The 26,131-nt window shown below is 36.6% G+C and carries 28 protein-coding genes; 22 read left to right on the forward strand and 6 right to left on the reverse strand.

What is annotated here, in order from left to right:
- Positions 1-150: 150 nt before the first annotated feature.
- Positions 151-918 carry a DUF3108 domain-containing protein gene (locus DRF60_RS11475; RefSeq protein WP_116012197.1) on the forward strand — a complete coding sequence of 256 codons (768 nt, stop codon included), beginning with the start codon at positions 151-153 and terminating at the stop codon, positions 916-918.
- 332 nt (positions 919-1,250) lie between these two features.
- On the opposite strand, the gene pheS is transcribed toward DRF60_RS11475, so the two are convergent.
- Entirely contained in the window at positions 1,251-2,261 is a 1,011-nt protein-coding gene (pheS, locus tag DRF60_RS11480) for a phenylalanine--tRNA ligase subunit alpha (RefSeq protein ID WP_111955668.1), read from the reverse strand.
- A gap of 126 nt (positions 2,262-2,387) precedes the next feature.
- The gene (locus DRF60_RS11485) at positions 2,388-3,047 is read right to left on the reverse strand and encodes a YceI family protein (protein WP_116012198.1); all 660 of its coding nucleotides are present in this window, start codon (positions 3,045-3,047) and stop codon (positions 2,388-2,390) included.
- A 75-nt stretch (positions 3,048-3,122) separates the two neighbouring features.
- On the opposite strand from DRF60_RS11485, the gene DRF60_RS11490 reads away from it, so the two are divergent.
- Positions 3,123-4,058, forward strand: a complete 936-nt coding sequence (locus DRF60_RS11490; protein ID WP_116012199.1) for a sulfate/molybdate ABC transporter ATP-binding protein — start codon at positions 3,123-3,125, stop codon at positions 4,056-4,058.
- Positions 4,059-4,286: 228 nt separating this feature from the next.
- Here DRF60_RS11490 and DRF60_RS11495 read toward each other — a convergent pair whose 3' ends face one another.
- Positions 4,287-4,634 carry a zinc ribbon domain-containing protein YjdM gene (locus DRF60_RS11495; RefSeq protein WP_116012200.1) on the reverse strand — a complete coding sequence of 116 codons (348 nt, stop codon included), beginning with the start codon at positions 4,632-4,634 and terminating at the stop codon, positions 4,287-4,289.
- Positions 4,635-5,073: 439 nt separating this feature from the next.
- On the opposite strand from DRF60_RS11495, the gene DRF60_RS11500 reads away from it, so the two are divergent.
- The 17 genes from DRF60_RS11500 to DRF60_RS11580 all read left to right on the forward strand — a co-directional run bounded on the left by DRF60_RS11500 (position 5,074) and on the right by DRF60_RS11580 (position 21,735).
- The gene (locus tag DRF60_RS11500; RefSeq protein WP_116012201.1) at positions 5,074-6,279 is read left to right on the forward strand and encodes an RsmB/NOP family class I SAM-dependent RNA methyltransferase; all 1,206 of its coding nucleotides are present in this window, start codon (positions 5,074-5,076) and stop codon (positions 6,277-6,279) included.
- A gap of 202 nt (positions 6,280-6,481) precedes the next feature.
- Positions 6,482-8,149, forward strand: coding sequence for a GLPGLI family protein (locus DRF60_RS11505; protein WP_116012248.1), 1,668 nt, complete (start codon positions 6,482-6,484; stop codon positions 8,147-8,149).
- A gap of 324 nt (positions 8,150-8,473) precedes the next feature.
- Positions 8,474-10,144 carry an asparagine synthase B gene (asnB, locus tag DRF60_RS11510; RefSeq protein WP_116012202.1) on the forward strand — a complete coding sequence of 557 codons (1,671 nt, stop codon included), beginning with the start codon at positions 8,474-8,476 and terminating at the stop codon, positions 10,142-10,144.
- 261 nt (positions 10,145-10,405) lie between these two features.
- Entirely contained in the window at positions 10,406-11,218 is an 813-nt protein-coding gene (locus DRF60_RS11515) for a hypothetical protein (protein WP_116012203.1), read from the forward strand.
- 140 nt (positions 11,219-11,358) lie between these two features.
- Complete coding sequence (locus DRF60_RS11520; RefSeq protein ID WP_116012204.1) at positions 11,359-12,765, forward strand: MFS transporter; 1,407 nt, start codon at positions 11,359-11,361, stop codon at positions 12,763-12,765.
- A gap of 90 nt (positions 12,766-12,855) precedes the next feature.
- On the forward strand, positions 12,856-13,731 hold the full coding sequence (locus tag DRF60_RS11525; protein WP_116012205.1) for a pirin family protein: 876 nt from the start codon (positions 12,856-12,858) through the stop codon (positions 13,729-13,731).
- Positions 13,732-13,871: 140 nt separating this feature from the next.
- The gene (locus tag DRF60_RS11530; RefSeq protein WP_116012206.1) at positions 13,872-14,183 is read left to right on the forward strand and encodes a GNAT family N-acetyltransferase; all 312 of its coding nucleotides are present in this window, start codon (positions 13,872-13,874) and stop codon (positions 14,181-14,183) included.
- A 59-nt stretch (positions 14,184-14,242) separates the two neighbouring features.
- The gene (locus DRF60_RS11535; RefSeq protein WP_116012207.1) at positions 14,243-15,142 is read left to right on the forward strand and encodes a pirin family protein; all 900 of its coding nucleotides are present in this window, start codon (positions 14,243-14,245) and stop codon (positions 15,140-15,142) included.
- A gap of 22 nt (positions 15,143-15,164) precedes the next feature.
- Complete coding sequence (locus DRF60_RS11540; protein ID WP_116012208.1) at positions 15,165-15,704, forward strand: NADPH-dependent FMN reductase; 540 nt, start codon at positions 15,165-15,167, stop codon at positions 15,702-15,704.
- Positions 15,697-16,275 (forward strand): TMEM175 family protein, encoded by a 579-nt coding sequence (locus tag DRF60_RS11545; RefSeq protein WP_116012209.1) that lies wholly within the window; start codon positions 15,697-15,699, stop codon positions 16,273-16,275. Before DRF60_RS11540 ends, DRF60_RS11545 begins: the two co-directional genes overlap by 8 nt.
- 1 nt (position 16,276) lies before the next feature.
- A complete protein-coding gene (locus DRF60_RS11550; protein ID WP_116012210.1) occupies positions 16,277-16,495 on the forward strand; it encodes a (4Fe-4S)-binding protein in 219 nt (72 codons plus the stop codon).
- Entirely contained in the window at positions 16,495-16,890 is a 396-nt protein-coding gene (locus tag DRF60_RS11555) for an OsmC family protein (protein WP_116012211.1), read from the forward strand. Before DRF60_RS11550 ends, DRF60_RS11555 begins: the two co-directional genes overlap by 1 nt.
- A 1-nt stretch (position 16,891) precedes the next feature.
- Entirely contained in the window at positions 16,892-17,179 is a 288-nt protein-coding gene (locus DRF60_RS11560; RefSeq protein ID WP_116012212.1) for a GNAT family N-acetyltransferase, read from the forward strand.
- 110 nt (positions 17,180-17,289) lie between these two features.
- Positions 17,290-18,849, forward strand: coding sequence for a sodium:solute symporter (locus DRF60_RS11565; RefSeq protein ID WP_116012213.1), 1,560 nt, complete (start codon positions 17,290-17,292; stop codon positions 18,847-18,849).
- 78 nt (positions 18,850-18,927) lie between these two features.
- Entirely contained in the window at positions 18,928-19,617 is a 690-nt protein-coding gene (locus tag DRF60_RS11570) for an SGNH/GDSL hydrolase family protein (protein ID WP_116012214.1), read from the forward strand.
- Between the two features lie 238 nt (positions 19,618-19,855).
- A complete protein-coding gene (locus tag DRF60_RS11575) occupies positions 19,856-20,710 on the forward strand; it encodes a transketolase (RefSeq protein WP_262510873.1) in 855 nt (284 codons plus the stop codon).
- A gap of 77 nt (positions 20,711-20,787) precedes the next feature.
- Positions 20,788-21,735 (forward strand): transketolase family protein, encoded by a 948-nt coding sequence (locus DRF60_RS11580; RefSeq protein WP_116012216.1) that lies wholly within the window; start codon positions 20,788-20,790, stop codon positions 21,733-21,735.
- A 136-nt stretch (positions 21,736-21,871) separates the two neighbouring features.
- Here DRF60_RS11580 and DRF60_RS11585 read toward each other — a convergent pair whose 3' ends face one another.
- Genes DRF60_RS11585 through DRF60_RS11595 form a run of 3 tightly spaced genes read right to left on the reverse strand, consistent with a single transcriptional unit; the run spans position 21,872 to position 23,440 of the window.
- Positions 21,872-22,384: a hypothetical protein gene (locus DRF60_RS11585; RefSeq protein ID WP_238640194.1), complete on the reverse strand. Its 513-nt coding sequence runs from the start codon at positions 22,382-22,384 to the stop codon at positions 21,872-21,874.
- Entirely contained in the window at positions 22,381-22,845 is a 465-nt protein-coding gene (locus DRF60_RS11590; RefSeq protein ID WP_116012217.1) for a hypothetical protein, read from the reverse strand. The genes DRF60_RS11585 and DRF60_RS11590 overlap by 4 nt, the downstream gene beginning before the upstream one ends.
- A gap of 25 nt (positions 22,846-22,870) precedes the next feature.
- Positions 22,871-23,440 carry a hypothetical protein gene (locus DRF60_RS11595; RefSeq protein ID WP_116012218.1) on the reverse strand — a complete coding sequence of 190 codons (570 nt, stop codon included), beginning with the start codon at positions 23,438-23,440 and terminating at the stop codon, positions 22,871-22,873.
- Between the two features lie 444 nt (positions 23,441-23,884).
- Between DRF60_RS11595 and DRF60_RS11600 the strand changes: the two genes are divergently transcribed.
- The 3 genes from DRF60_RS11600 (at position 23,885) to gwsG (ending at position 25,982) form a co-directional block, all read left to right on the forward strand.
- Positions 23,885-24,094, forward strand: coding sequence for a TIGR04139 family peptide modification target (locus DRF60_RS11600; RefSeq protein ID WP_116012219.1), 210 nt, complete (start codon positions 23,885-23,887; stop codon positions 24,092-24,094).
- Positions 24,095-24,186: 92 nt separating this feature from the next.
- On the forward strand, positions 24,187-25,083 hold the full coding sequence (locus DRF60_RS11605; protein ID WP_123902675.1) for a hypothetical protein: 897 nt from the start codon (positions 24,187-24,189) through the stop codon (positions 25,081-25,083).
- Positions 25,080-25,982 carry a grasp-with-spasm system ATP-grasp peptide maturase gene (gene gwsG / locus DRF60_RS11610; RefSeq protein WP_116012221.1) on the forward strand — a complete coding sequence of 301 codons (903 nt, stop codon included), beginning with the start codon at positions 25,080-25,082 and terminating at the stop codon, positions 25,980-25,982. The genes DRF60_RS11605 and gwsG overlap by 4 nt, the downstream gene beginning before the upstream one ends.
- Positions 25,983-26,131: the final 149 nt, after the last annotated feature.

The raw sequence follows: 26,131 nt of genomic DNA on the forward strand, positions 1-26,131 counted from the left end.
AAGATAATTTAATTATACATGTAACTGCAAATTTACTAATTTTAATGCGAAGCATATTTAATTGATTCTAAATAAAAACCTGAGATTTATCAAATTCCTGTAAATACTTAAGAATCTTAAATTTGGCAATGTTTTTGTAAATGTCATACCATGAAGAAAATTTTAAATCTTTTTGCAATATGTATGTTCATGATGAGCTATGCTCAGATCGACAATATCTCTGACGGTGAGTCTATTACATTCAGAATACACTATGGAATCCTGAATGCCGGAACTGCCAATCTTACTGCCAAAAAGACCAACTATATGGGCACTCCCCATCTGTATGTGAAAGGCACAGGCCAGACTACAGGTGCCGTAAAAGCCTTTTTCAAAGTGGAAGATTTATATGAAAGCTTTATTAATATAGAAACCGGGCTGCCTAGCTTTTATGTAAGAAATGTACGTGAAGGAAGCTATCGTCAGCATTTTGAAACCGTTTTCAACCATAATAATCATACGCTGATCTTAACGGATAAAAAGACTCCTGCCAACGGGTCTAAAGTGATTAAATCTGTAAAAGGTATTCAGGATATGCTTTCCTGTTTCTATTACCTGAGAAGCAAAAGCACCAGCGAACTAAAGGTAGGAACAGTAATCAATATGAATGTATGGATTGATGATGAAATGTTTCCGTTTCAGCTAAAGGTGACAGGAGCAGAAGATCTGAAAACCAAGTTCGGGACCATTAACTGCCTGAAAATTATCCCATCTGTAAAAAGCGGAAGGGTTTTCAAAGAAAAAGAAGGCGTAACGATGTGGGTAACCAATGATGCCAACCATATTCCCATGCTTCTGAAAGCAGAATTGGCTGTAGGCTCACTGAAAGCAAGTATTGATGATCTTAAAAATGTGAAATACCCTTTAAAATATAAGTAAAAGACACTCAGTCTTTTGAATTATAAAAAATGCCTGCAAAATATTTTTGCAGGCATTTTTTATTGTGTAATGTAATACATTTTAATTTCCGGCTGTCTTATTAATAACAGCAAAGTAAAGACTAAAAAATATCCGGAGTAATAAATATAACGCTTAGAGTCCGCTCAGCGTGACGAAATTTCGAAGAAGAAAAAATTAATATAAAATTAATAAACCTCTGTATAAAATGGTCACGTTGTGATTTTTCAATATAATCTCGTTTTTAATTACGTTTTGTTTCTTAGGTCAGTAATTAAAAACAAAAACCTCCGGAATATCCGGAGGTTTAATTTTTATAGTGATTTAAACTGTTCTAAAGTTCTGATATCATTTTCGAAGAACATTCTGATGTCGCTCATCTGGTAAAGAAGCATTGTAATTCTTTCAATCCCCATTCCGAAAGCATATCCCGAATATTTCTCAGAATCAATATTTACATTTTTAAGAACCGCAGGGTCTACCATTCCGCATCCCATGATCTCCAGCCAACCTGTTCCTTTGGTAATTCTGTAATCGGTCTCAGAGTTTAATCCCCAATATACATCAATTTCAGCACTGGGCTCTGTGAACGGGAAATAAGACGGTCTCATTCTGATCTTGGATTTTCCGAAAAGCTCAGTGGTAAAGAACTGGATCGTCTGCTTAAGATCTGCAAAGCTTACGTTCTCATCAATATACAATCCTTCAATTTGATGGAAAATACAGTGTGACCGTGAAGAAATAGCCTCATTTCTAAATACTCTTCCCGGAGAAAGGATTCTGATTGGCGGCTGGTTTTCTTCCATATAACGGATCTGTACGGAAGACGTATGCGTTCTTAAAAGGATATCCGGATTCTGCTCGATAAAGAAAGTATCCTGCATATCTCTTGCCGGATGGTACTCAGGAAGATTAAGCGCTGTAAAGTTGTGCCAGTCGTCTTCTATTTCAGGACCATCAGCTACTGCGAAACCTATAGATTTGAAGATTTCAATGATCCTGTTTTTCACCAGATTGATAGGGTGTCTTGACCCAAGATCCAATGGAAAAGCAGGTCTGGTAAGATCTTCTTTTTCTGTAACAATAGCAGACTGGGAAGCATCTTTCAGATCTTCCAGTTTTCCTGCAACAGCCTGTTTCAAAGAATTAATCTTCTGTCCGAATTCCTTTTTCTGGTCGTTTGGAACTTCTTTAAATTTTTCAAAAAAATCATTCAGAACACCTTTTTTACCATTATACTTAATCCGGAAGTTTTCAATTTCCTCTTTAGACGTAGCATTGAAGCTGTTTACTTCGGTAAGTAGTTCTTCTATCTTTTCTATCATTGTTTTACCCTTTCAAAATGTTTTGCAAAAATACGTTTTTTAAGTTTAATAATGAATCTGTGATAAAAAAATCTGCCCCTTTACGGGAGGCAGACTTCAATCACTTATTTCACTTAAATAAAAAAATTATTTCTTTTCTAAAGCTTTAACGTTGATCTGAAGAGTTACCTCATCCTTAATCACTCCGTTTTCAGCAGGAGCCTGGAACTTTACGCCAAACTCTTCTCTTTTAATATCTTTTGGCTCAGTAGCCACACTTACTTCTCCGTCTTTTACAGAAACATTAGCCTTAAACTGAACCGGTTTTGAAATACCTTTAATAGTTAAATTTCCATCCAAAAGCGTATTGTAATCTCCTTCCATAGCCGGTGTCACTTTTGTAATTTCAAAAGAAGCGGTAGGAAATTTTTCCACTTCAAAAAAATCACCGCTCTTAAGATGACCATTCAGTTTTCCTAGCTGGTCAGCATCGTCTTTAAGGTCTACAGACGTCAGAGAGTTCATATCAGCAACAAATTTTCCGCTTTCAAGCTTCCCGTCTTTTATGGTAACATCACCGCTTTCAAACTTGATTGTTCCGAAATGACTTGTACTTTCGGACTTGAAAACTTTATATCCTTTCCACTCCACTTTACTGTTTAATGTGTCCACTGTATACTGATTCCCGTCTTTTGTAGTTGTCACTTCATTGCTTTCGCTGGTAACCGGTTTATCTTTTTTACAAGAAACCGCTACAGCCGCAACAAATAAAGCAGGAATAGCTAGTGAAAACAGTTTTTTTCTCATTTTTGATATATTTTTATTACTTCCGCTAATATAATAAAAAATTTTATTTTTTCATAAAAACCTTACATTTGTATTATGCTTTTAGAAATAAACAATTTATATTTTTCCCACACCAAAGATAATCCACTGTTTCAGAACCTTAATCTGGGGTTTAAGGAAGGCAGAATTATTGCACTGGCAGGAGAAAGCGGCTGTGGAAAGTCTACATTGCTTAACCTGATTTACGGTCTTCTGGACTGGGAAAGCGGCGAGATTGTTTTTAATGGAAAACGCCTTTTGGGTCCTAAAGGAAATCTTGTTCCCGGAGAAGCCGAAATGAAACTGGTGGCCCAGAATTTTGACCTGATGCCTTACGCCACTGTTGCCGAAAATGTAGGGAAATTTATTTCCAATATCCATTTAGCTCAAAAAAAAGAAACGGTCATGGAACTTCTGGAAGTAGTAGGGCTTCAGGAATTTGCCCACGTACTTCCTAAATATTTAAGCGGGGGCCAACAGCAGAGGGTTGCCATAGCCAGAGCTCTTTCTGTATTGCCGAAACTTCTTATTTTAGACGAACCTTTCAGTAATCTGGATTTCTCCAGAAAAATAGAGCTTCGTGAAAGACTTTTCAGATACGTGAAACAGCATCAGATTTCTTTAATTATTTCTACTCATGAACTTCAGGATATTATGCCGTGGCTAGACCAGATTGTCATTCTGAAGGATGGAAGACTGATCCAGAACGACAACCCGGAAGAAACTTACAAAAATCCTTATAATTCTTATGTCGCCAAACTTTTTGGTGAAGTGAATATATTCAATGAGGAAGAAAGAGCAGAATTCAAGCTTACTAAATTTTCATATTATCCCAAAGAAATAAAAATTTCTGAAAACGGAGCCGAAGCCGAACTGCTGGAAAGCAGGTTTGCAGGAAATCATTACTGGAATAAAATCAAGGCTCAAAATAAAGAGCTTATTGTCTATACAGACGGGAAGGTAGAGGGAAATATCAGGATTTCTTTTGACTAAACCTCATAACTCATACATTTTCTTATAGTTATTGTTAAAATATGGATAAAAAAAAATACAAATCTAAGAAGCGGTTTAAAACTTTTTCTTACATTTGTATTTCTACAGCATAAGGAAATTTTTGGTTAATTCTCTTTCTGCCCTGAGACGGACATTAGCACCTCCCTGCAATTAAGTCTTTGAAAGATTACACTGTCCAATCTTTTCCTTTTTTTATGCAATAAAACCTTACGCTTTCTTCACAAACTCTGATTTTAGAGCCATAGACCCGAAACCATCAATTTTACAATCAATGTTATGATCGCTGTCAGGTCTGAGACGGATATTTTTAACTTTTGTTCCCGCTTTTACCGGTTTTGGCGCTCCTTTTACAGGAAGGTCTTTGATTACTACTACAGAATCTCCATCCTGAAGCTCATTCCCGTTTGAATCCAATATTTTTTTTTCGTTAGAACTTTCAGCAGTCGTTTCTTCAGGATTCCATTCGTAAAAACACTGCGAGCAGGTCATCATATTATTTTCACTCGGATAAGTAAATTCGGAGCTGCATTTTGGACAAAGTACAGTATCACTCATATTTTTTATTTTTTGCAAAGGTAAGATTTTTGTTTTAGATGTCAGATTTCAGACACGAGATATGATACTTACTAAGATTGAAATTGGAAACGCCAATTGTGAATTTTGCTCGCAAGTGAAATGTGAATGATGGATTTGGGAAATGGGAGTCAAGAGCCAAGAAGCAAGATACCAGATTTCAGACATCAAATAATAGCATGACTGGTGGCTTCGAGGCCTTCAGACATCATATATTTATCCTTATTTTAATATTTCTAAAGATATTAGATTTCAATCCATTAAAAAATGAGGCTTAATTACTACGAACTAGCAACTGTCAACAGCAACTCCTTCTCCACTCACAAATTCTAAAACCCTACTACACTCAAACTCATCAACCCAATCCTCAACTCTCAACTATAATTCGTACTTTTGCAGATTCAAACAGCGAAGCAATTTTATGGAACTTATTCACAGAAACCTAGCGATCGGAATTCACGATGCTTTACAGGAAACATTTTTCGAGAAAAATAAATATGCCGATAAGGTAATCGAAAGACTTTTAAAAGCCCACAGAAAATGGGGAAGTCAGGACAGAGCCGTTGTTTCTGAGATCTTCTATAACATTATCCGCTGGAAAAAACGTCTTGAATATTATATGGGGGAAGGGGTAAAACCAACCAATATATATAAACTGATGATTGCGTATCTGCTTTGGAGCAAGACTAATTACAAAAAATTTGAAGAATTTGACGGAATTAAAATCGCAGATATACTTACCAAGCTTAAAAAGAACACCGTTCCTACGAAAGCAATTGAACATTCTATTCCGGAATGGCTGGCTGAAACTTTGGAAAAAGAATTAGGACCAGGCTGGGAAAAGGAAATGCACGCTTTAAACGAGCAGGCTCCGACCGTATTAAGAGCAAACAGTCTTAAAACAACTCCAAAAGAACTTATTTCTGATCTTGCAGATGAAGGTGTAGTGGCTTACACGGTAAAAAACTATCCGGATGCTGTACAGCTTGAGGAAAAGAAGAATGTTTTCCTTACAACTGCTTTTAAAGAAGGTTTATTTGAGGTTCAGGATGCTTCTTCACAGAAAATCGGATATTTCCTGGATGTAAAAGAAGGGCAAAGAGTAGTGGATGCCTGTGCGGGTGCAGGTGGAAAAACACTTCATTTAGCTGCATTAATGGGAAATAAAGGGCAGATCGTAGCTTTGGATATCTTCGAATGGAAGCTGGCTGAACTGAAACGCCGTGCAAAAAGAGCGGGAGCACACAATATCGAAACCCGTATGATCTCTGACAACAAAGTGATCAAGCGTCTTCATGATAAAGTGGACCGACTTCTGATTGATGCTCCTTGTTCAGGACTTGGTGTTTTAAAAAGAAACCCGGACAGCAAATGGAAAATTGACCAGGATTTTATTGACAGAATTAAAAAAGAGCAGCAACAGATTCTTCAGGATTATTCCAAAATGCTTAAAGTAGGCGGAAAAATGGTGTATGCTACCTGTTCTATATTACCTTCTGAAAACAATTTACAAGTAGAAGAGTTTCTGAAAACCAACTCAGGTTATAAGCTAATTAAAGATGATAAAGTAATGCCTAGCCATGGTTACGATGGGTTCTATATGGCACTGATTGAAAGAGTTTCTTAATTTTTCAATTCATCTATAAAAATATATAGCTGCTCTATTTCGGGGCAGCTTTTTTATTGAAAAATTTTCAGCCAGATATATCGTTTTCTCTACATTGAAAAACGGTTTGTAACATATGCATCATTAATCCCTACTTATAATATCGTAAACTTTTTAAAATCCAGACGGAAATTTGAAAATTCACTTTATGAAAAACAGATTTATGAATAAAAGAATTCTGTCCAGCTTCTTTGCGTTATTTCTATGTGTTCTTTCATATGCACAGACTTATGAAATCCAATACACCAGTTCTTATAACGGGAAAGTTCTTACCGAACAGTCTCCTACTCTTGTCTGGGCGGATGCAACAAGTAATTTCATTCTGAATAATAAGATCAGAGAACAGAAAAGTGATTATCCATTTGAGATCACCAAAGTTGAGAAACCTTCCAATACGGTTGTTTCTTATGCTTTCCTGAAACCGGGAGAAATTATTTCTTCTTCAGACGCAGAATCTATAGGAAAACAGACATTTGAATTAACCAATGAAACGAAAAAGATTCTGGGGTATACCTGTAAAAAAGCAGTAACAAAGATTAATTCCAATACAATTGAGGTTTGGTATACCGATGATTTAAAAATTAATGGCGGGCCGTCTGTTTTAGGACAGAATCTGGGATTTGTTATGGAAATCGAAAGAAATAAAAATTCGCAGATCACTGCAAGTTCCATTAAAAAAGTTAAAACAACAGATATTGGCCACATCTTAAAGGGCTCAATACAATCCACTGATCTACTGGGCTACAAAGACCTTCTTTGGAAAAGCCGTTTTACCACACTGAAAGTTTTTGAAAATGAAATCATTAATTTTTCGGATGAATCTAAATCGGATGAACAGGTCAAAAGATTTGCTAATGGAACTATTATCCTAAAAAAAATAAAATTCCCTTCAATTAAAGAAAGAGAAAGTATCTTTGTTGAAGTGAAGCAGCAATCCAACGGAGATGCGTACGACAGAACAGGAACTGTATTTTTTATTCCGCAGGATAAAGAAACCTCATTTTTTGACGGACTGGAAAAAGGAGCTAAAATACTTCCTGTTTATGACAACGGCAATGGAAAGCTGTATCATGGAGTAAATGCTACTGAAAACTACAGTCCGGCAATAGAGATAATGAGATTCTTTACAGCCTTCGGGATTCAGAAATTCAATCATATTCAATTAAAAGGAAAAGACTGGCAGACCGTAAGCCCGTACCGACAGGATATCACAGAACTGAAGCCTTCTCTTTCCGGGAAGGAAGTCTGGGTGGGGACTTTTATCGGTAATTATGATAAAGGCGGTCACAAAGCAAATCTGGAGATCACTATTCATAAAAGTGACCAGAATATTTATAAGAATAATGTGGCGATTCCTCTTTTTAATACTTTAAATATCATGGAGATGGCAGGTCAGGATTATTCAACGATGTTCGATAAGGATAAAGGACTCTTTGTAGAATTTACATTAGAAAAAGATTTAAAGAATGCTCAGCTGAGATACATCACTACCGGACACGGAGGCTGGGAAAACGGAGATGAATTTGTTCCCAAACCCAATTCTATATTCTTAGATGGGAAAATGACGTTTTCTTTTGTGCCCTGGAGATCAGACTGCGGCTCTTACAGACTTTACAATCCTGCATCAGGAAATTTCCCGGACGGACTTTCTTCATCAGACCTCAGCAGGTCAAACTGGTGTCCGGGAACAGTTACCAATCCAAACTTCATTCCTCTTGGAAATCTGAAAGCAGGTAAACATACCATACAGATAAAGATTCCCCAGGGAGAAAGGGAAGGCACAAGCTTCAGTTCATGGAATGTTTCAGGAGTTTTGCTTGGGTCTCAATAAAACAAAACCTTCTTGCAAAGAGAATTGCAAGAAGGTAAAAACACAAATGATGAAAAAAAATTATTTCGAGCCACAAAGTAAGGGCTAAAATTCATATAATAAATTACCATATATTAATAATTATTTCATTTTAATTTTGTATAGAAGGTAATAATAACTCTATTTTTCTCAGGTGAAAAAAATCAATTAAAAACGTGATAACTGATCCAAATAGTTAATATTTTTCACAAAAACAAACTATTAAGTTAAAAATATTAATTTTTAATTATTTTTTGTTGTTATTTTTAAACACCAAAGCTAATTTTGCTTCAAATAAGTAACAACATGTGTGGAATTGTATGTTTGTTTGATGCCAAACAAAAGACCGAAATATTAAGACCTCAGGTTTTAGAAATGTCAAAAAAGATCCGTCATCGCGGCCCGGACTGGAGCGGTGTATTTCAGGATGACAAAGTTGTATTTTCTCATGAAAGGCTTGCTATCGTAGATCCTACTTCAGGAAAGCAGCCCTTATTCACCAAGGACGAAAAAGTAGTTCTGGCAGTGAACGGAGAGATCTATAACCATAGAGAATTAAAAGAAGAATTTCCGGATTTCGAATTTCAGACCCAGTCGGATTGTGAAGTGATCCTTGCCCTCTACAGAAAATACGGAAAAGACTTCATTGAAAAGCTCAACGGGATTTTTGCATTCGCCCTTTATGATATAGAAAAAGGAATTTATCTGATCGCCCGTGATCATATGGGAATCTGTCCCCTTTATCAGGGATGGGATAAAAACGGAAATTATTACGTCGCTTCTGAGCTAAAAGCACTGGAAGGTGTTTGTAAAACCATTGAAACATTTCTTCCCGGGCATTTTGTATACAGCCCTGATGGAGCAGGACTTCAAAAATGGTACAAAAGAGACTGGGAAAGCTTTGACAGCGTAAAAGACAACGAAACCGATATTTCAAAAATAAGAAAAGGCCTTGAAGATGCCGTTCACAGACAGCTGATGAGTGATGTTCCTTACGGGGTTCTCCTTTCCGGAGGTCTGGATTCATCTGTTATTTCAGCAGTTACTGCGAAATTTGCAAGACAGCGAGTTGAGAGTGGTGACACTCAGGAAGCATGGTACCCTAGGCTTCACAGTTTTGCAGTAGGCTTAACAGGCTCTCCAGACCTGGCTGCTGCAAGAAAAGCCGCAGACCATATCGGATCTGTTCACCATGAAGTTAATTTCACCGTTCAGGAAGGATTAGATGCAGTACGTGATGTGATCTATCATCTGGAAACTTATGATGTAACGACCATCAGAGCTTCCACACCGATGTATCTTCTGGCAAGAGTGATCAAATCTATGGGAATCAAAATGGTGCTTTCCGGAGAAGGTTCAGATGAGCTGTTCGGCGGATATTTATATTTCCACAAAGCTCCCAATGCTAAAGAATTCCATGATGAAACGGTAAGAAAACTGGGCAAGCTTCATTTATATGATTGTTTAAGAGCCAACAAAGCCCTGATGAGCTGGGGAATTGAAGGCAGGGTTCCTTTCCTGGATAAAGAATTCATGGATATTGCCATGGCTGTCAATCCAAAAGACAAAATGATCAGTGTTGAAGAAGGAAAAATCGAGAAATGGGTATTGCGAAAAGCTTTTGAAGATGTTCTTCCTGAATCTATTGTCTGGAGACAAAAAGAACAATTTTCAGACGGTGTGGGCTATTCCTGGATAGACACATTAAAAGAGGTTGCCGAGAAAGAGGTGACAGACGAAATGATGGCCAATGCAAGATTCAGGTTCCCGCTGAACACTCCTCAGAATAAAGAGGAATACCGTTACAGAACCATCTTTGAAGAACATTTCCCAAGTGAAACAGCCGCAGCAACAGTACCTTCGGTTCCTTCAGTGGCCTGCTCCACTCCTATCGCTTTAGAATGGGATGAAGCTTTCAAAAAAATGAATGACCCGAGCGGAAGAGCGGTGAAAGTACATGAAACAAGTTATGAGTAATGAGTTCGAGATGGGTGATTCGGGTTTGAGAACCTGAGGGTTTTAGTGTTGGCTCTTGATTCAACAATTATTCATAAAATCTAAAAGCTTCCGTCTAATCCCTAATATCTAGCTTCTGATTTCAAAATTTTATCAATCCTGTAGAAATACAGGATTTTCTTTTGAATAACGTTAATAATATCAATATAATTTAACTGACAATCAAAAATAATATCTAAGAAATAATTATATTTGGACAACGAAAATATCAATTATAAAAAAATGAGAAGAAATCTTACTGTTTTATTTGCCTTACTATCCATCAGTTTTGCTTTTGGACAGGGAAAATACGGCAAATACTTAAATTCAAAGAAGCTTGCTTTGTCTTATAAAAGCGTAAAAGATGCAGATAAGGATGACTATTATCAGCAGTTTTACTGGCTGGTAAAAGCAGAACAGCTTAAAACGTATCCTCACCTTAAAGATGTAAAACCTGTCATTTTGTATGAGTTTGTAAAAAAAGTAAATCCTCAGAATCCTACCAAAAAACTGGATGACAGAGGAAAAGAGCTCAGAGCAACGGCAGAATTATCTTTAAATCAATATTTTAAGAACAAAAAATTTGAAAACAACTCAGTTTTGATGTACAACCTTGAAACGTATGTTGACCCATCTAAAGGACAGTTCTATACTAAAGTAGATCCTGAAAAAATCAAAGAACTGGTTCCAAAAGAACTTTTTGCCTTCAACTCTTTAAACAGAAATTTAGGTGAAGAAAAAACATATTACCTGTGGATTGATAAGAAAAAAGACAATTTCAATATTGTAGATATCATCCCTGAAGAAAAAGAAAATAAAGCTTTCTATGCAAGGTTAAAACAGTATCTTCCAAGCTATAAATTTTCCAAATACGTTCCATCGGTGAAAAAAGGAAACAAATCAGACAAAACAGATGTCGACTACTACTACATCATGCCGTTTGAACAAAACACCGATAACATTGAATACAAAACAAAAGATTTCAAAACTTACATCTTAAGCCAGTACAGAAAAGCCGGTGATGAATGGAAAGGGGTAGAAAAACCTAGAAAATAAATTGAAAAGTCCTGTGAAAATTCACAGGACTTTTTTAATTTTATACGAAATTCTTTATCTAAAGATCAGATGTTTTAAAAACAGAAAACTGATTCAATAAAAATAAATCTGGAACTCGTCATGTTTCCAGTCTACACCGAATGACAGAAACAAACCCGCAGCAGATCTCTGTAAAAAAAATTCTTCCGCTTATCCTGGCTACTGCTATTTTCATGCAAATGCTGGATTCTACGATCCTGAACACTTCCCTGCCCTCCATCGCTAAGGACCTGCATGAGTCTCCACTCAATATGCAGAATGCTATTATCAGCTACGTTCTGACTTTAGCAGTTTTTATGCCTGCAAGCGGTTTTCTGGCAGACAGGTTCGGAACCAAAAAAATATTTATTTTTTCTCTGGTCCTTTTCAGCTTAGGTTCCCTGTTCTGCTCCCTATCTCAAAATCTTACCCATCTGGTTATTTCAAGAGTAATCCAGGGAGTCGGAGGCAGCCTGATGACACCGGTAGGAAAACTGGCCCTAATCAAGACTTTTGATAAAAACGAATTGCTTAAAGCCATGAACTTCGCGATCATCCCTGCACTGATAGGACCTGTACTTGGTCCATTGGTAGGAGGTTATATGGTAGATTATCTTTCATGGCACTGGATCTTTCTGATCAATATTCCCATCGGGGTATTAGGAATTATTTTAGGTTTAAAATATATGCCGAATTATAAATCTACGGATGTTGACTTTGATCTAAAAGGATTTCTCATTTTTGCAGCTGCATCATTGCTGTTATCCATTTCGCTGGAATTATTCGGAGATATACAGAATATAAGCCCGGTACTTTTCGTCTTTATTCTGGGCTTTTTATTCCTCTATTATTATTACAGGCATGCAAGAAGAGGCGGAAATCCCATTTTTCCTCTCGACCTGTTTCAGGTAAGAACCTTCCGTGTAGGAATTGTCGGAAACCTGGCTACCCGCTTAGGGATCAGTTCCGTTCCGCTTTTGCTTCCCCTGATGATACAGATTGCCTACAAACAGTCGGCAGTGACTTCCGGATGGATCATTGCTCCCATGGCTCTGACTGCTATATTCGGGAAATCATCTGTTATTAAAATTCTGGATAAATACGGTTACCGGCAGACTTTAATGATCAATACATTCATTATCGGAACCCTGATCTGTCTTCTTGCCATCCCCAACATCCATACTTCCTTATATTGGTTCGTACCTATTATTGCCATATTAGGATTTTTCAATTCCATACAATTCACTTCGATGAATACTATTTCTATTGCAGACCTCAGGAACTTCCAGACCAGCAGCGGCAATTCATTAATATCAGTCAACCAGCAGCTGGCTATCGGATTCGGAATCGCTTTCGGACTGATTGTTTTAAAATTATTTGAGAATTCTGATCTGATTGAGGGAGAAATGCACAATGCTTTCCGCTACACCTTCCTTACCGTAGGTATATTGACCATCATATCAGGCTTTATCTTCAGAAGGCTCCACATTTCTGATGGGAAGAATATGAAGTCTAAGGAAGATCAGTAAGACAGCTTTCATCCTTCTTACGAACTTAACACAGATCAATGCACCTGAATCTTTGCTACCGTACTTTTGTTATATAAAATTCACAATATTATGACAACGAAAAAAGTAGAAATCGTAGCATCTCCAAAACCTGCCCATTTTGTAGGGGATGGTTTTAGAGTTCATAATTTTATACCGGGGATACAGGGACTGGACATGAAAAGAATGGACCCGTTCATCATGCTTGATTACAATTCAAAATTCCATTTTAACGGTTCTGAAAGACCCAGAGGTGTGGGAGTTCATCCACACAGGGGCTTCGAGACCGTGACCATAGCATACAAAGGTAAAGTAGAGCATCATGACAGTGCCGGTGGCGGCGGAATCATAGGCGAAGGCGATGTACAGTGGATGACTGCAGCAAAGGGGATTCTTCACAAAGAATATCATGAAACCGAATGGTCAAAAAAAGGCGGTATTTTTCAGATGGTTCAACTATGGGTTAATCTTCCTGCCAAAGATAAAATGAGCTGCCCAAAATATCAGGCTATAGAAAATTCAGCAATGGAACATGTTGATTTAAATGAAAATGGATTTATCGAACTCATTGCAGGCGAATATAATGGACATACAGGTCCGGCGGAAACCTTCACTCCATTGAATATGATGAATGCCAAGTTAAAAGCTGGCGGAAAAGCTGAATTCAATTTTCCTGCTCATTTTAATACAGCAGCATTGGTCATTGAAGGAAGGATTGAGGTAAATGGAAAAGAAAAAGTTGCGGCTGACTATTTTGTTTTATTTAAAAATGAGGGCGAAACATTCAGTATTGAAGCTCAGGAAGATGCAGTAATATTGATCATCAGCGGAGAACCTATTAATGAGCCAATCTATCCTCACGGGCCTTTTGTAATGAATTCCAGGGAAGAAATCATGCAGGCTTTCGAAGATTTTAACACCGGAAAATTCGGCTATCTGGAAGACTAAAGAATTAAATTTATCTTAATCTTAGATTCTTCCTTTTTTATTAACTTTATATACTTGTGTTTGGTGAAATGCAAATACACACGGTTCAAGCTATTTTGTGTCTTTGCAATTCCGCCAGCTTACTTACAATACAAAAATTTATGAAACCAGAATTTGAAAATACTCCTCTTGTAAAAGCGGGTAAAAGATTTGAAATAGAAATCGACGGGCATTTCGCATTTATTGATTACCGTGAGATGGGTCACCAGATTGCTTTGGTACATACGGAAACAGACCCTGAACTTGCCGGAACCGGTGCAGCTACTGCTGTAGTAGAGAAAACATTAGCCTATATTGAAGAAAACGGAAAAAAACTTCTTCCATTCTGTCCATATGTTTTTGCCTATATTAAAAAACATCCTGATTGGAAACGTATTGTTGATGAAAGGTTTGAAGGCTATAACAAGCTGTAACAGCGCTTCTAAAAATTTATTTCATTAACTTAACAGAATTCAAAAACATTTACTTTATTATGTCAAATATTGGACTTATTATAGAAGAAAAGGCTGCAGATATAGGGAACTTCCTGGTGGGAAGACTTCTTCCCTTCCGTGAAAAAAGAGCAGTAGGCCCCTTTGTTTTCATCGATCATATGGGCCCTTCTGAACTGAAGGATTACCAGAATCTTGATGTACCGCCTCATCCACATATTGGGTTATCTACCCTAACTTACCTTTTGGAAGGATCTATTTTTCACAGAGACAGCATTGGAAGTGCAGTTGAAATAAAGCCGGGAGCTGTGAACTGGATGACCGCCGGAAAAGGCGTAGTGCATTCGGAGAGAACTCCTGAATATCTTAGACACAGTGAAAAAAGGCTTCATGGGTTCCAGATCTGGGTAGGTCTTCCAAAACATCTTGAGCAGACAGAACCTACATTCCATCATATTGAAGCAGATGAAATCCCGGTATGGGAAGAAGACGGAATTCAGTATAAACTGATTGCCGGTGAGGCATTCGGAAGGAAATCTGCAGTTCCTGTTCACAGTAAACTGTTTTTTATCGAAATCAAAACGAAAGAAGCAAAGAAAATAAGCATCGGAAAGGACCTTTATGGTGAAGCTGCCATGTATGTACTGGACGGAACGGTTTCTACGGAAGGAAATTCTTACGGTTCAAAACAGCTGATGATTGCTAAAGACACAAAACTTTGCGAATTCGAAATGAGTGAAAACGGTACAGTGTATCTTTTTGGTGGCGACCCTTTTGATGAGGAGCGTTTTATATTCTGGAATTTTGTGAATTCGGATAAGGAAATGATTAATCAGGCTAAAATCAATTGGAATGATCAGAATCATGACGCATTTCCTCTGGTTCCCGGTGATGAAAATGAATATGTTCCGCTTCCTAAATCCATTTTAAACAGAAAATAAAGGCTATTACAGATTAATAAACATGAAAATATTAGCATTTGCAGGAAGTACATCTTCCACTTCGATCAACAGAGAGCTTGTAAAATTTGTTCTGAAAGATTTTCAGGATGAAGAGATCAATTTGATCGACCTCAATGATTTCACTATGCCGGTTTTCTCAGTGGATCTTGAAAAGAAAGGATTTCCGGATGAAGCTCACAATTTTTTAAAAGTGATAGAAAAATGTGATGTGATCATCTGCTCGCTTGCGGAACATAACAGATCGTACAGTTCAGCTTTTAAAAATGTCTTTGACTGGTCTTCAAGGATCAATGTCAAAGTATTTCAGAACAAGCCAATGTTTCTTATGAGCACTTCTCCGGGAGGCTATGGAGGCGGCAATGTGATGAATACAGCAAAGACCTTTTTCCCACAATTTGCAGCAGATATCAAAGATACCTTCTCGCTTCCAAAGTTTTATGAAAATTTTGACCTTGAAAGCGGCGTTATTAATCCTGATATGCTTCAGGAACTTAAAGATAAGATAGAGAACTTTAAAAAAGAGATTAAAACCAATGACTAAGGGAAGATTAGAAGCTTTCAGTGATGGTGTTCTGGCGATCATCATTACGATCATGGTCCTCGAGCTGAAGGTTCCGGAAGGAAGCAGCTGGGGCAGCCTCAAATCTCTCCTTCCTAAATTTCTCGCTTATATTTTCAGTTTTATTTATGTAGGAATTTACTGGAACAATCACCATCACCTCTTTCAGGTCGTTAAAAAGGTTAATGGAAGCATTCTATGGGCTAATCTTCATCTGTTGTTCTGGCTTTCGCTGATGCCGATCGCTACGGAATGGATCGGGACAACCCATTTTGCAGAGAATCCGGTGGCCGCTTATGGAATCTGCCTTATCATGGCTGCTGTGGCCTATACAATTTTAGAGAACCTGATTGTGAGCCATGAAGGTGAAGACTCCAAGCTTAAAGAAGCGATACACTCAAAGTTTAAAGAATATATCTCGATTATATTTTACATTCTGGGAATCGCTGTTTCATTTTTTTATCCTTATATTGCCATAGGTTTTTATTATCTCGTGGCTCTCATATGGCTGATTCCGGACCGAAGAATCGAAAAATCATTAAAAGAAAATTAATATGGAAACTCACGAATATCCCAACGGCAGCATCACTGTCATCTGGCGGCCCCAGAAGTGTATCCACTCGGCTGTCTGCGTAAAAATGCTTCCCAAAGTCTACAATCCTAAAGACAGACCCTGGATAAAAGCTGAAAACGCGACTCCCGAAGAGCTTAAAAATCAGATAGATCAATGCCCTTCAGGAGCATTAAGTTATAAATTCAATATAAAACAATAATGGCTGTAACGGTAAGAGCAAGTTTAGGAAAAACAAAATATTATACTGAGGTAACGGCCGGTGAAAACCAGATCATTACCGATGAACCTATAGATAAAGGCGGTCAGAACAAGGGGTTTAATCCCATGGAAATTCTGGCAACATCTCTGGCAAGCTGTACTGCTGCCACTTTAAGAATGTATATCGAAAGAAAGGAATGGGACGTGGAAAACATCAACGTAGAAGTAGAACTCGAAAATTTTCCTTTAACGAAAAGAGCTGTATTCAAAAGAGACATCAGTTTTGAAGGCATTCTGGATGATGAACAGCTGAAAAGGCTGCATACCATTGCCGATGCCTGCCCTGTGCACAAAATATTAACCAACGATATAGAAATACTAACAAAATTCTCATAATATGACCGAAGTAAAACAAAACAACGACGAGAAACACGGAAGTTTTGAGGCTTTCATAGACGGAAAACGTGCAGGAGTAATGACTTATACCTGGGCCGGAGAGGAAAGATTTATCATAGACCACACAGAGGTGGAAGAAGCCTACAACGGAAAAGGTGTAGGAAAGGAAATGCTTCTGGAAGCAGTAGATTTCGCAAGGAAAAATAACAAAAAGATCATTCCGCTTTGCCCATTTGCCAAAGCAAGTTTTCAGAAAAGTGAAGAATTACAGGATGTTTTAATTAATTGATACTATTTCTGTCCTAAAATACAGACCTTTCAGATGTTTTACTCTGGAAGGTTTTTTCTTTTTGACCAGAACAGAAAAAAACTATATTTGCTGAAATTTAAAATTTCAGCATGAATTCAGGAACTATCCTTTTGCTATTTGTCTTTATCTATTTCGTTGGCCTTTTGGTGATTTCTTATTTCACAAGCCGGAATTCTGATAACCAGTCATTTTTTATTGGTAATAAGAAAAGTAAATGGTGGCTCGTTGCTTTTGGAATGATAGGGACCAGCTTAAGTGGAGTTACCTTTATTTCAGTTCCGGGAACGGTAGGAAAAATGACAGGCACTGAATATATTTTCGGAGGCTTTGAGTATTATATGATGGTCATTGGCTTTTTCATCGGCTATTTTATAGTTGCAGCCATATTGCTTCCACTATATTACAAGATGAATCTGACTTCCATTTATACCTATTTGGGGAAAAGGTTTAATGTAGAAGCCCATAAGATAGGTTCACTATTTTTTATCATTTCCAGAGCTATTGGTGCTACGGCCCGATTATATCTGGTGGTGAATGTTTTACAGATATTTTTATTGGAAGGCTTGGGTGTTCCATTTTGGGTGACAGCTCTTGTTCTTTTGCTGATGGTCCTTTTATATACTTTTGAAGGAGGTGTAAAGACCATTGTAATTACTGATACACTGCAGACATCCTTCATGATTATCAGCTTGATCGCCTGCATTGTTTATATTTTATCCAATCTGAATTTATCTTTTGGTGAAGCATACACCATTTTAGAACAGAAAAATTATACTCATTTTATCAATTTCGATCCCAATTCTAAAACATTTTTTCTTAAAACCATTCTAGGAGGAATTTTCATTACGATCGCCATGACCGGTCTGGATCAGGAAATGATGCAGAAAAATATTTCTGTAGATAATCTTCAGAATTCAAAAAAAAACATGCTGACCTTCGCGGGAACCTTACTTTTTGTCAATTTGGCATTCTTGTTTTTAGGAGGTTTGCTTTATCTTTTTGCTTTGCAGAACGGCGCAGAATATGGATTGGCAAAATCTGAAACGGTTACCAATATTTTCGGCTTCAAGGATACTGCAGGCAATATAAAAAACATTATGGGAGACGATCTTTTCCCTGCTTTATCTCTTCAGGGACATTTCCCAATGGCGATTTCCGTTATTTTTATTATTGGACTGATTTCGGCATTATTTCCTTCGGCTGACGGCGCCCTTACAGCAGTAACCAGCTCATACTGTGTAGATTTATTAACCCTTAATGAAGATAAAACCAAAACCGAAAAGGAAAAGAAACACCTTCGTATGAAAGTTCATTTAACTTTTACGGTCGTTTTCTTCATTCTGATCATGGTTTTCAAAGCCATGAATGATAAGTCGATTGTTTATCTGATCATGGAAATTGCCGGATATACTTACGGGCCACTTTTGGGACTTTTTGCTTTCGGAATTTTCACCAAATTCCAGATTTCAAGAAAATATGCCATTCTTGCTGTTACGATTTTAGCACCTGTTATCACTTATTTAATCAATTTATCTGTTACCACCTATACTGATTACAGAATTGGTGTAGAACTGATTGTTCTTAATGGTCTGCTTACTTTTATTGGTTTATGGCTGGTAAAGAACAAGCAGTACTTAAGAGTAGTCTGATTTGGAAATTAGTTTTAAAGCCTTAATCATATCTCAATGGTTTTTGTCCTCACATATGGATAATCTTAAAAACAATATATGAAATCATCAATATTACTGGCTATTGCCTTGCTTTTAAGCGAACTGATAAATGCTCAAAGCGCTGTTGATTTTGCGAATCTTGCCAAGTACAAAGATGACAATACAACAATTTTAAATGCAAAGAAAAAAGTTGATGTGGTCTTTATAGGTAATTCCATTACTGAAGGTTGGGTAAAAAGCCATCCGGAGTTTTTTTCTGAGAATAATTATATAGGCAGGGGAATTGGCGGGCAAACCTCATCACAAATGCTCCTGCGGTTTCAAAATGATGTTGTTGCTCTAAAGCCGAAGCTGGTGATCATTAATGCAGGCACTAATGATATTGCTCAAAACACTGGGACTTATGATCAGGACTTTACTTTTAGCAATATTAAGGCAATGGCTGATATTGCCCGAATCAATGGAATTAAAGTAATCATTGCGTCTGTACTTCCTGCAGCTTCATTTCCCTGGCGTAAAGAAATAACTGAAATACCCCAAAAAGTGGACGCTTTAAACAACAGGTTAAGACAGTACTCGCACAGCAATAAACTCGTTTTTGTTGATTATAATACAGCAATGCGTGATAGTAAAGGAGGCATGCGTGAAGGTCTTTCAAAGGATGGTATCCATCCTGAGTCTGCAGGTTACAGCATTATGGAACCTTTGATTAAAAGTGCTATCCATAAAGTATTAGGGAAAAAATAAAAAAACTCTCTTATTTTTAAACCGTTAAGGAAAAATACTTTGGAGGTCCTGGATGCGGGAACAAAGCTTTCTTTTAAATTTGTGAATAACATCATTAAAGAAATATCAGTATACGCGAATAAAGGCTTTTAAAATCAATATTCCTCCAAAATAATTCTAAATCCGGATCATCAATCCGGATTTTTGCATTTCCGTAAGCCGTTAAAAAATTGTAAATTCGCGTGCAAATAAATCAGATATAATGAGTAAAAGTATCGAAGAGTTAAAATCTCTTACTACGCAGATCAGAAGAGACATTTTAAGAATGGTTCATGCTGTAAATTCAGGACATCCGGGCGGAAGTTTAGGGTGTACGGAATTTTTTACAGCACTTTATGGGAATGTAATGAACTATAATCTTCCTTTCACTATGGAGGGGAAAAATGAGGATCATTTTTATCTTTCAAACGGGCATATTTCGCCGGTTTACTATTCTACTTTAGCGAGATTTAATTTCTTTCCGGTAGATGAATTGAGAACTTTCAGAAAACTGGATTCAAGACTTCAGGGTCACCCAACTACCCATGAGGGGCTTCCGGGAATCAGAATTGCTTCAGGGTCTCTTGGCCAGGGACTTTCTGTAGCACTTGGTGTAGCCGAGGGTAAAAAACTGGACGGAGACACATCTCTTGTTTATACGCTTCACGGAGACGGTGAGCTTCAGGAAGGCCAGGTTTGGGAAGCTTTGATGTATGCTGCGGCTAAAAAAGTTGACAATATTATTTCAACAATTGATTACAATGGACGCCAAATCGACGGGGATACGGATGATGTGCTAAGCTTAGGAAATTTACATGCTAAACTTGAAGCATTCGGATGGACTGTTTTAGAAGAGAAAAACGGTAATGATCTTGAAGCTGTGATTGCTATCCTTGAGAAAGCAAAAACTGAAACAGGAAAGGGAAAACCTGTAGTAATCATTCTTCACACAGAAATGGGTTATGGTATAGATTATATGATGGGTAGCCATGCATGGCATGGAAAAGCTCCAAATGATGAGCAGCTTGACACCGCATTCAAACAATTATACCTAGAAGCTCCTGCCGATTATTAATAATAAATGATGAATGATGATGGTTTAAATCTTTAAAGAAAAGCATTGTTTATCAACTATCAAAAACTTTAGTAAAAATGAAATATACATATACAGAAAAAAAGGATACGCGTTCAGGATTCGGAGCCGGATTAGCAGAACTTGCCGACAAAAATCCTAATGTAGTGGCACTTTGTGCAGACCTTATCGGTTCTTTAAAAATGGAAAAATTCATCGAAAAAGCACCGGAAAGATTCTTTCAGATAGGTATTGCAGAGGCTAATATGATGGGAATTGCTGCAGGTTTGAGCATTACAGGAAAAATTCCTTTTACGGGAACTTTCGCAAATTTCTCTACTTCAAGAGTGTATGACCAGATCCGTCAGTCTATTGCCTATTCCGGGAAAAATGTAAAAATCTGTGCATCTCACGCCGGTCTTACTTTAGGGGAAGACGGTGCTACACACCAGGTTTTGGAAGATATCGGTATGATGAAAATGCTTCCTGGCATGACGGTAATCAACCCTTGTGACTACAACCAGACAAAGGCAGCTACTATCGCTATCGCTGAGCACGATGGTCCTGTATATTTAAGATTTGGACGACCTACCGTGCCTGTATTTATCCCTGAAGATATGCCTTTTGAAATCGGCAAAGGAATTCTTCTTCAGGAGGGTACTGATGTAACAATTGTTGCAACCGGACATCTTGTTTGGGAATCTCTTGTAGCAGCAGATGAGCTTGAAAAAGAAGGTATTTCTTGTGAGGTAATCAACATCCACACGATTAAACCTCTTGATGAAGAGATCATCATCAAATCTGTTGAAAAAACAGGTAAGATTGTAACTGCTGAAGAGCATAACTACCTTGGTGGTTTAGGAGAATCTGTTGCAGGAATGCTTGCAAGAAAAAGACCTACAAGACAGGAATTTGTTGCGGTAAATGATACTTTCGGAGAATCTGCTACTCCTGCAGAATTGATGAAGAAGTATAAGATTGATGCAGCTGCTGTGAAAGAGGCTGTGAAGAGAGTTTTAGCAAACTAAGATCAATTATATCATATAAGCTCGGGCTGTTTCTTCGAAACAGCCCGAGTTGTTTTTTTAACCGGCACGTCAAATTTTTGACTTGCCAACCTCCCAGAGGAGGAAGGGTTACGTACTCATTTTAAGGTTAATAAGATTACTGTGGTCTATTTATAGGAATATCAATTACATCAAGCACGGGATACAATATATTTTCCAGAAATTCCTCTTCTTTTACCCGGGATGCTTTAGAACCTGAAAAATAATTGCTGATCCTGTAGTTCCTGACAATATGATTCTTTTTTTTCCCGATAACATAAGAGTAGGCACCACTTTCATCATTGATAAAATAGGTCATTTCATCAAAGTCCATAATTTTTTTGGTAAGAAATAATTTTCTATAAATGCTCTTCTCCCGTTTATCGAAAATATATTTTACCGGAATTCTAAAAAGAAGATCCCATAGAAAATAAACCATATAGACTCCCCATATAACAGAGGCAATGGTAAAGGTCTTTTCAGATAGCATATTTCTGAAATAATACATTACCGGAATTGCAAAAATGCCAGCCCCTAACCACCATCTTAAAGTACGCAGGAAGCTGTAATTAGGCATAAAGCTTATTTCACTGCCGCTATTCTCAAATTTATATCGGTCTTTGGTATTCATCGCAGATTTTCATTTAAACCCATAATATCTTCGGTTTCGTTTAGCATTTTTTGTATGGCTTTATGGGTAAAAGCCTGCCCTATCATAAATTTCTGTTCTTTTCCATTAACTTCAAAATGAATATTTAGAAATACATTCATGGTAATGAGCCCAAAATATTTTGTCGTTAAAACTTCAAAATTTGTAAAATCCTGGAAAGCATAGGTTTTTGCAGCAACAAAAACACTGGGTTTACAGGTAATGGTGCGTTGTTGCGGATCAATCACAAACTTTTTTACAAAAAAATTAGCAATGATCAGTCCTGTAACCACAATTAAGAATAAGCCCAATAAAGGGAAATTGTATTTATAAGCAAGCCCTGCAGCAATACATATAAGAATAACCAATACCAAACTAAATATGGGCTGGTTTTTGAAAATAAAAAGGTTTCCTTCTTTTTTGTAGAATTGATAAGTATTCATAATAAATAATAATGTATTTTAATGTTTAATTATTTTTGTAACGTTCCGCAATCTCATCATCATTAATGGTTTTAAAAGTATTCAGATCTGTTCTAAAATATGTGTCATGAATTGAAAAATAAGCATCAAATATAACTTTTGATTGTTCAGCAGCTTTTTTCCAGCATTCAAAGAACCAGTTTTCAAACAGTCTGTATTTTTCTTCATTATATTCATCCCAAAAATCATCGAAGTCATCTTCTTCCCCGTATTGCTCCTGAAAATCTGTAGCTGCAGTCCATATTTTCTCCGGAAGAAAAGAATTCCAATTCTCACTTTTATTTATCTGTCTTTTCTTTTGACAGGGCAAAAACATTGTATGTGTGATGATATTTCCTTTTTGATCTGCACCCCAAGCTATAATATCCAGATCATCATATTCGTATTCAAAATACAGGGCTTTCATATCTGATTTAGTTTTCCCCCTGAGATAATCTACATTTTCTCCTTTGAGCACTTGTACAAAATCTTTAATGAGCTCATCTTTAATTTCCTCAAGATGATTTTTTAACTCAATATTGAGTAGTTTAAGGTTTTCATACATCGATTTTGCCATTTAAGTTTTGATGCTGTTAATAATATGCAAAAATAAATGAAAAAAATAAATCTTCCATTTATGATTTAATGTATTTTATACACCATTTTTTTGTATGTACAATACGTCATCATCGTGTACAAAAAGTGATATCAGAGTATTTATTTAATGATTCAATTTTTAATACTAAACCTCACATTTCATAATCTGTAATGAATAAAATTTCACGACCCTGGTATTTTTAAGATTTATTTTAATCTGTACAATACGTTTATAAATTCACAAAAAAATCGCACACTAATCACATGAAAGGGATATAATTATTTATAGTTTTGAAACAATCAACGTTGATTGTAATTCGCCGTTTCGCCTATAAGTGTACAGTATGGGATGAAATAAAAGAATGACAAAACCCATGTCAGGGTTTATATGACAACAAAGATTTTAACCAAAAATTATTCAATTATGAAAAAGTTAAATGGAATGAAGAACTTTTCTTCACTGGAAAACAAAAAACTGAAAAATTTGCAGTCAATCACTGGAGGAGATGACACAGCAAGAACTTCAAATCAGACAATATGTGGTAATAATTGTTCTGATACGGAATATTACAAAGATGGCACCAAGACTATGACATTATATATTGAGGGAGCCGATCCTACTACTGCTTATTAATTAGGTTTAGTACAAACAGGACTGTTATGGTCCTGTTTGTTTATCTGTTCAAACAATTTAATAATTAATTATTGTGAAAGGAAATCCTGCATATGAAACAAAATCTAAATATCAGATACCTGAGTCTAACTTCTATAATTATCTGTTTTTTCTTTTACTGCTGTAAAAGCAGGGATTATATCACTTACTACAACAAAGTAAACGAGATCGACAGCATTTACAGAATGGCCAAGCAGCCTGAAAAAGCCATAAAAAAATACAAAAAGCTGTTCAGGAAATACCGCCCCCTTAATCAGGAGCGTATAGAGGAATATGAAACCTACATCAGGGTTTCAGATAAATATGGCAAAAATTTCGGAGGTCAAAAAAGCCTTTATCGCCTGATTCCTTTAATTGCTCCTTACTGGCGATATAAAAAAGAAGATCCGAAATTCATTAAGCTTTATAAAAAATATGGAATTGACAGCCTGAACATGGAACAGAAAGTTGCGCAATGGGAAAGTAAGCATGACAAGATGCTGATTGATTCTTTTGTTATTGCATTTGCTCGTGATCAATATGGAGGACGCCTTAATAATTCTGATCGTACTGAAAATGACGTGAAAAATGCTGAACTACTAAAATGGACTTTTGAGAATCACGGCTTTCCTTCCAAACAGAAAATAGGCCTCTACTATAAGGATGCTTTTATGCCAATGAGTGTATTATTACTGCACATGGCAGATTATGATGAATACCATCCGTATTTCAAAACAAAAATACTGGAATATATAAAGTCCGGTGATTGCTCTCCACGAGATTACGCTGCTATGGTGGACCGAAATAACCTGCATCATAAAACACCTTATACCTACGGTGTTTATCAGGGATACCAAAATATAACAGATTCAGCGAAAGTAGACCGGAACCGGAAAAGTATAGGACTGCCAAGTCTGAAATATAGAAACAAAATAGCAAAAGACTTTTCTGATAGCCTGAAAACCAAATGATACTGATATTTTCTGATAATAACGACAGAACAACGATAGAAGTTATACGTTGGCTGGTAGCACTTAGCAAAGACTTTATTCTTGTGAATGATGATGAATTTTTTGACATTAAAGTTGATAAAAAGCGGTTCTTTCTGCAAAGCCAAAAAAACAGCTTTTTTCTTGATGATATACAAAGCGTATGGTACAGGAGAGGAGGACTTTTCTTCAAACGCTATCAATACAGCAATAATTCTATTAATATCTATATGAATGAAACCCAGCACTGGCTGGAAGATTATATACTTAAGACTTTAGAATCCAAAAAGCACATTAATAAACAAAGTAATAGTCACGTCAATAAACTCCTGGTATTAGAGTATGCACAAAATATAGAGCTAAATGTTCCTGAGTATTTTTTGGCAGAAAATACCGATGAAGTAATTCTCTCAAAAACCATTACAAAAGCAATTACCGGAAATGCTTCTCTGGATAATATTTCAGACAATAAAGATGGAATGCTGTATACCAGTATCATTGATAAAAAAGAGAAAGAATCATTTTTCATTTCTTTTTTCCAGGAGAAAATAGAAAAGGATTTTGAGATCAGAACTTTTTATTTGAACGGTGAATGTTATTCAATGGCTATTTTTTCTCAGAATGATGACCAGACTAAAACAGACTTCAGAAAGTACAATAATGAAAAACCGAATAGAAATATCAGATATAATCTCCCAAAAGATATAGAAGTTAAGATTCAAAAGCTAATGCAGATGCTGGATCTTAATTGTGGTTCTTTGGATTTTATTAAAAGCGGAGATCTTTACTACTTCCTGGAGGTAAATCCGGTAGGACAGTTTGCTAATGTAGCTTATCATTGTAATTACCCCTTATTTAAAAAAATTGCTGATTATTTATGAAAGAAAATTTTGGAGAAAAGCATAAACTGCCTTTATCATTTAAACAAATGGAATATTATGAACACAGAAGTAAAAAGAGCAATAAAAAAATTATATATATCCTGAAAAGTGAAAAATACCAAAGTAATTTTTATGTAAGGGAGAAACCT

Origin of the sequence: Chryseobacterium elymi, from assembly GCF_003385495.1 — a bacterium.
Classification (GTDB): domain Bacteria; phylum Bacteroidota; class Bacteroidia; order Flavobacteriales; family Weeksellaceae; genus Chryseobacterium; species Chryseobacterium elymi.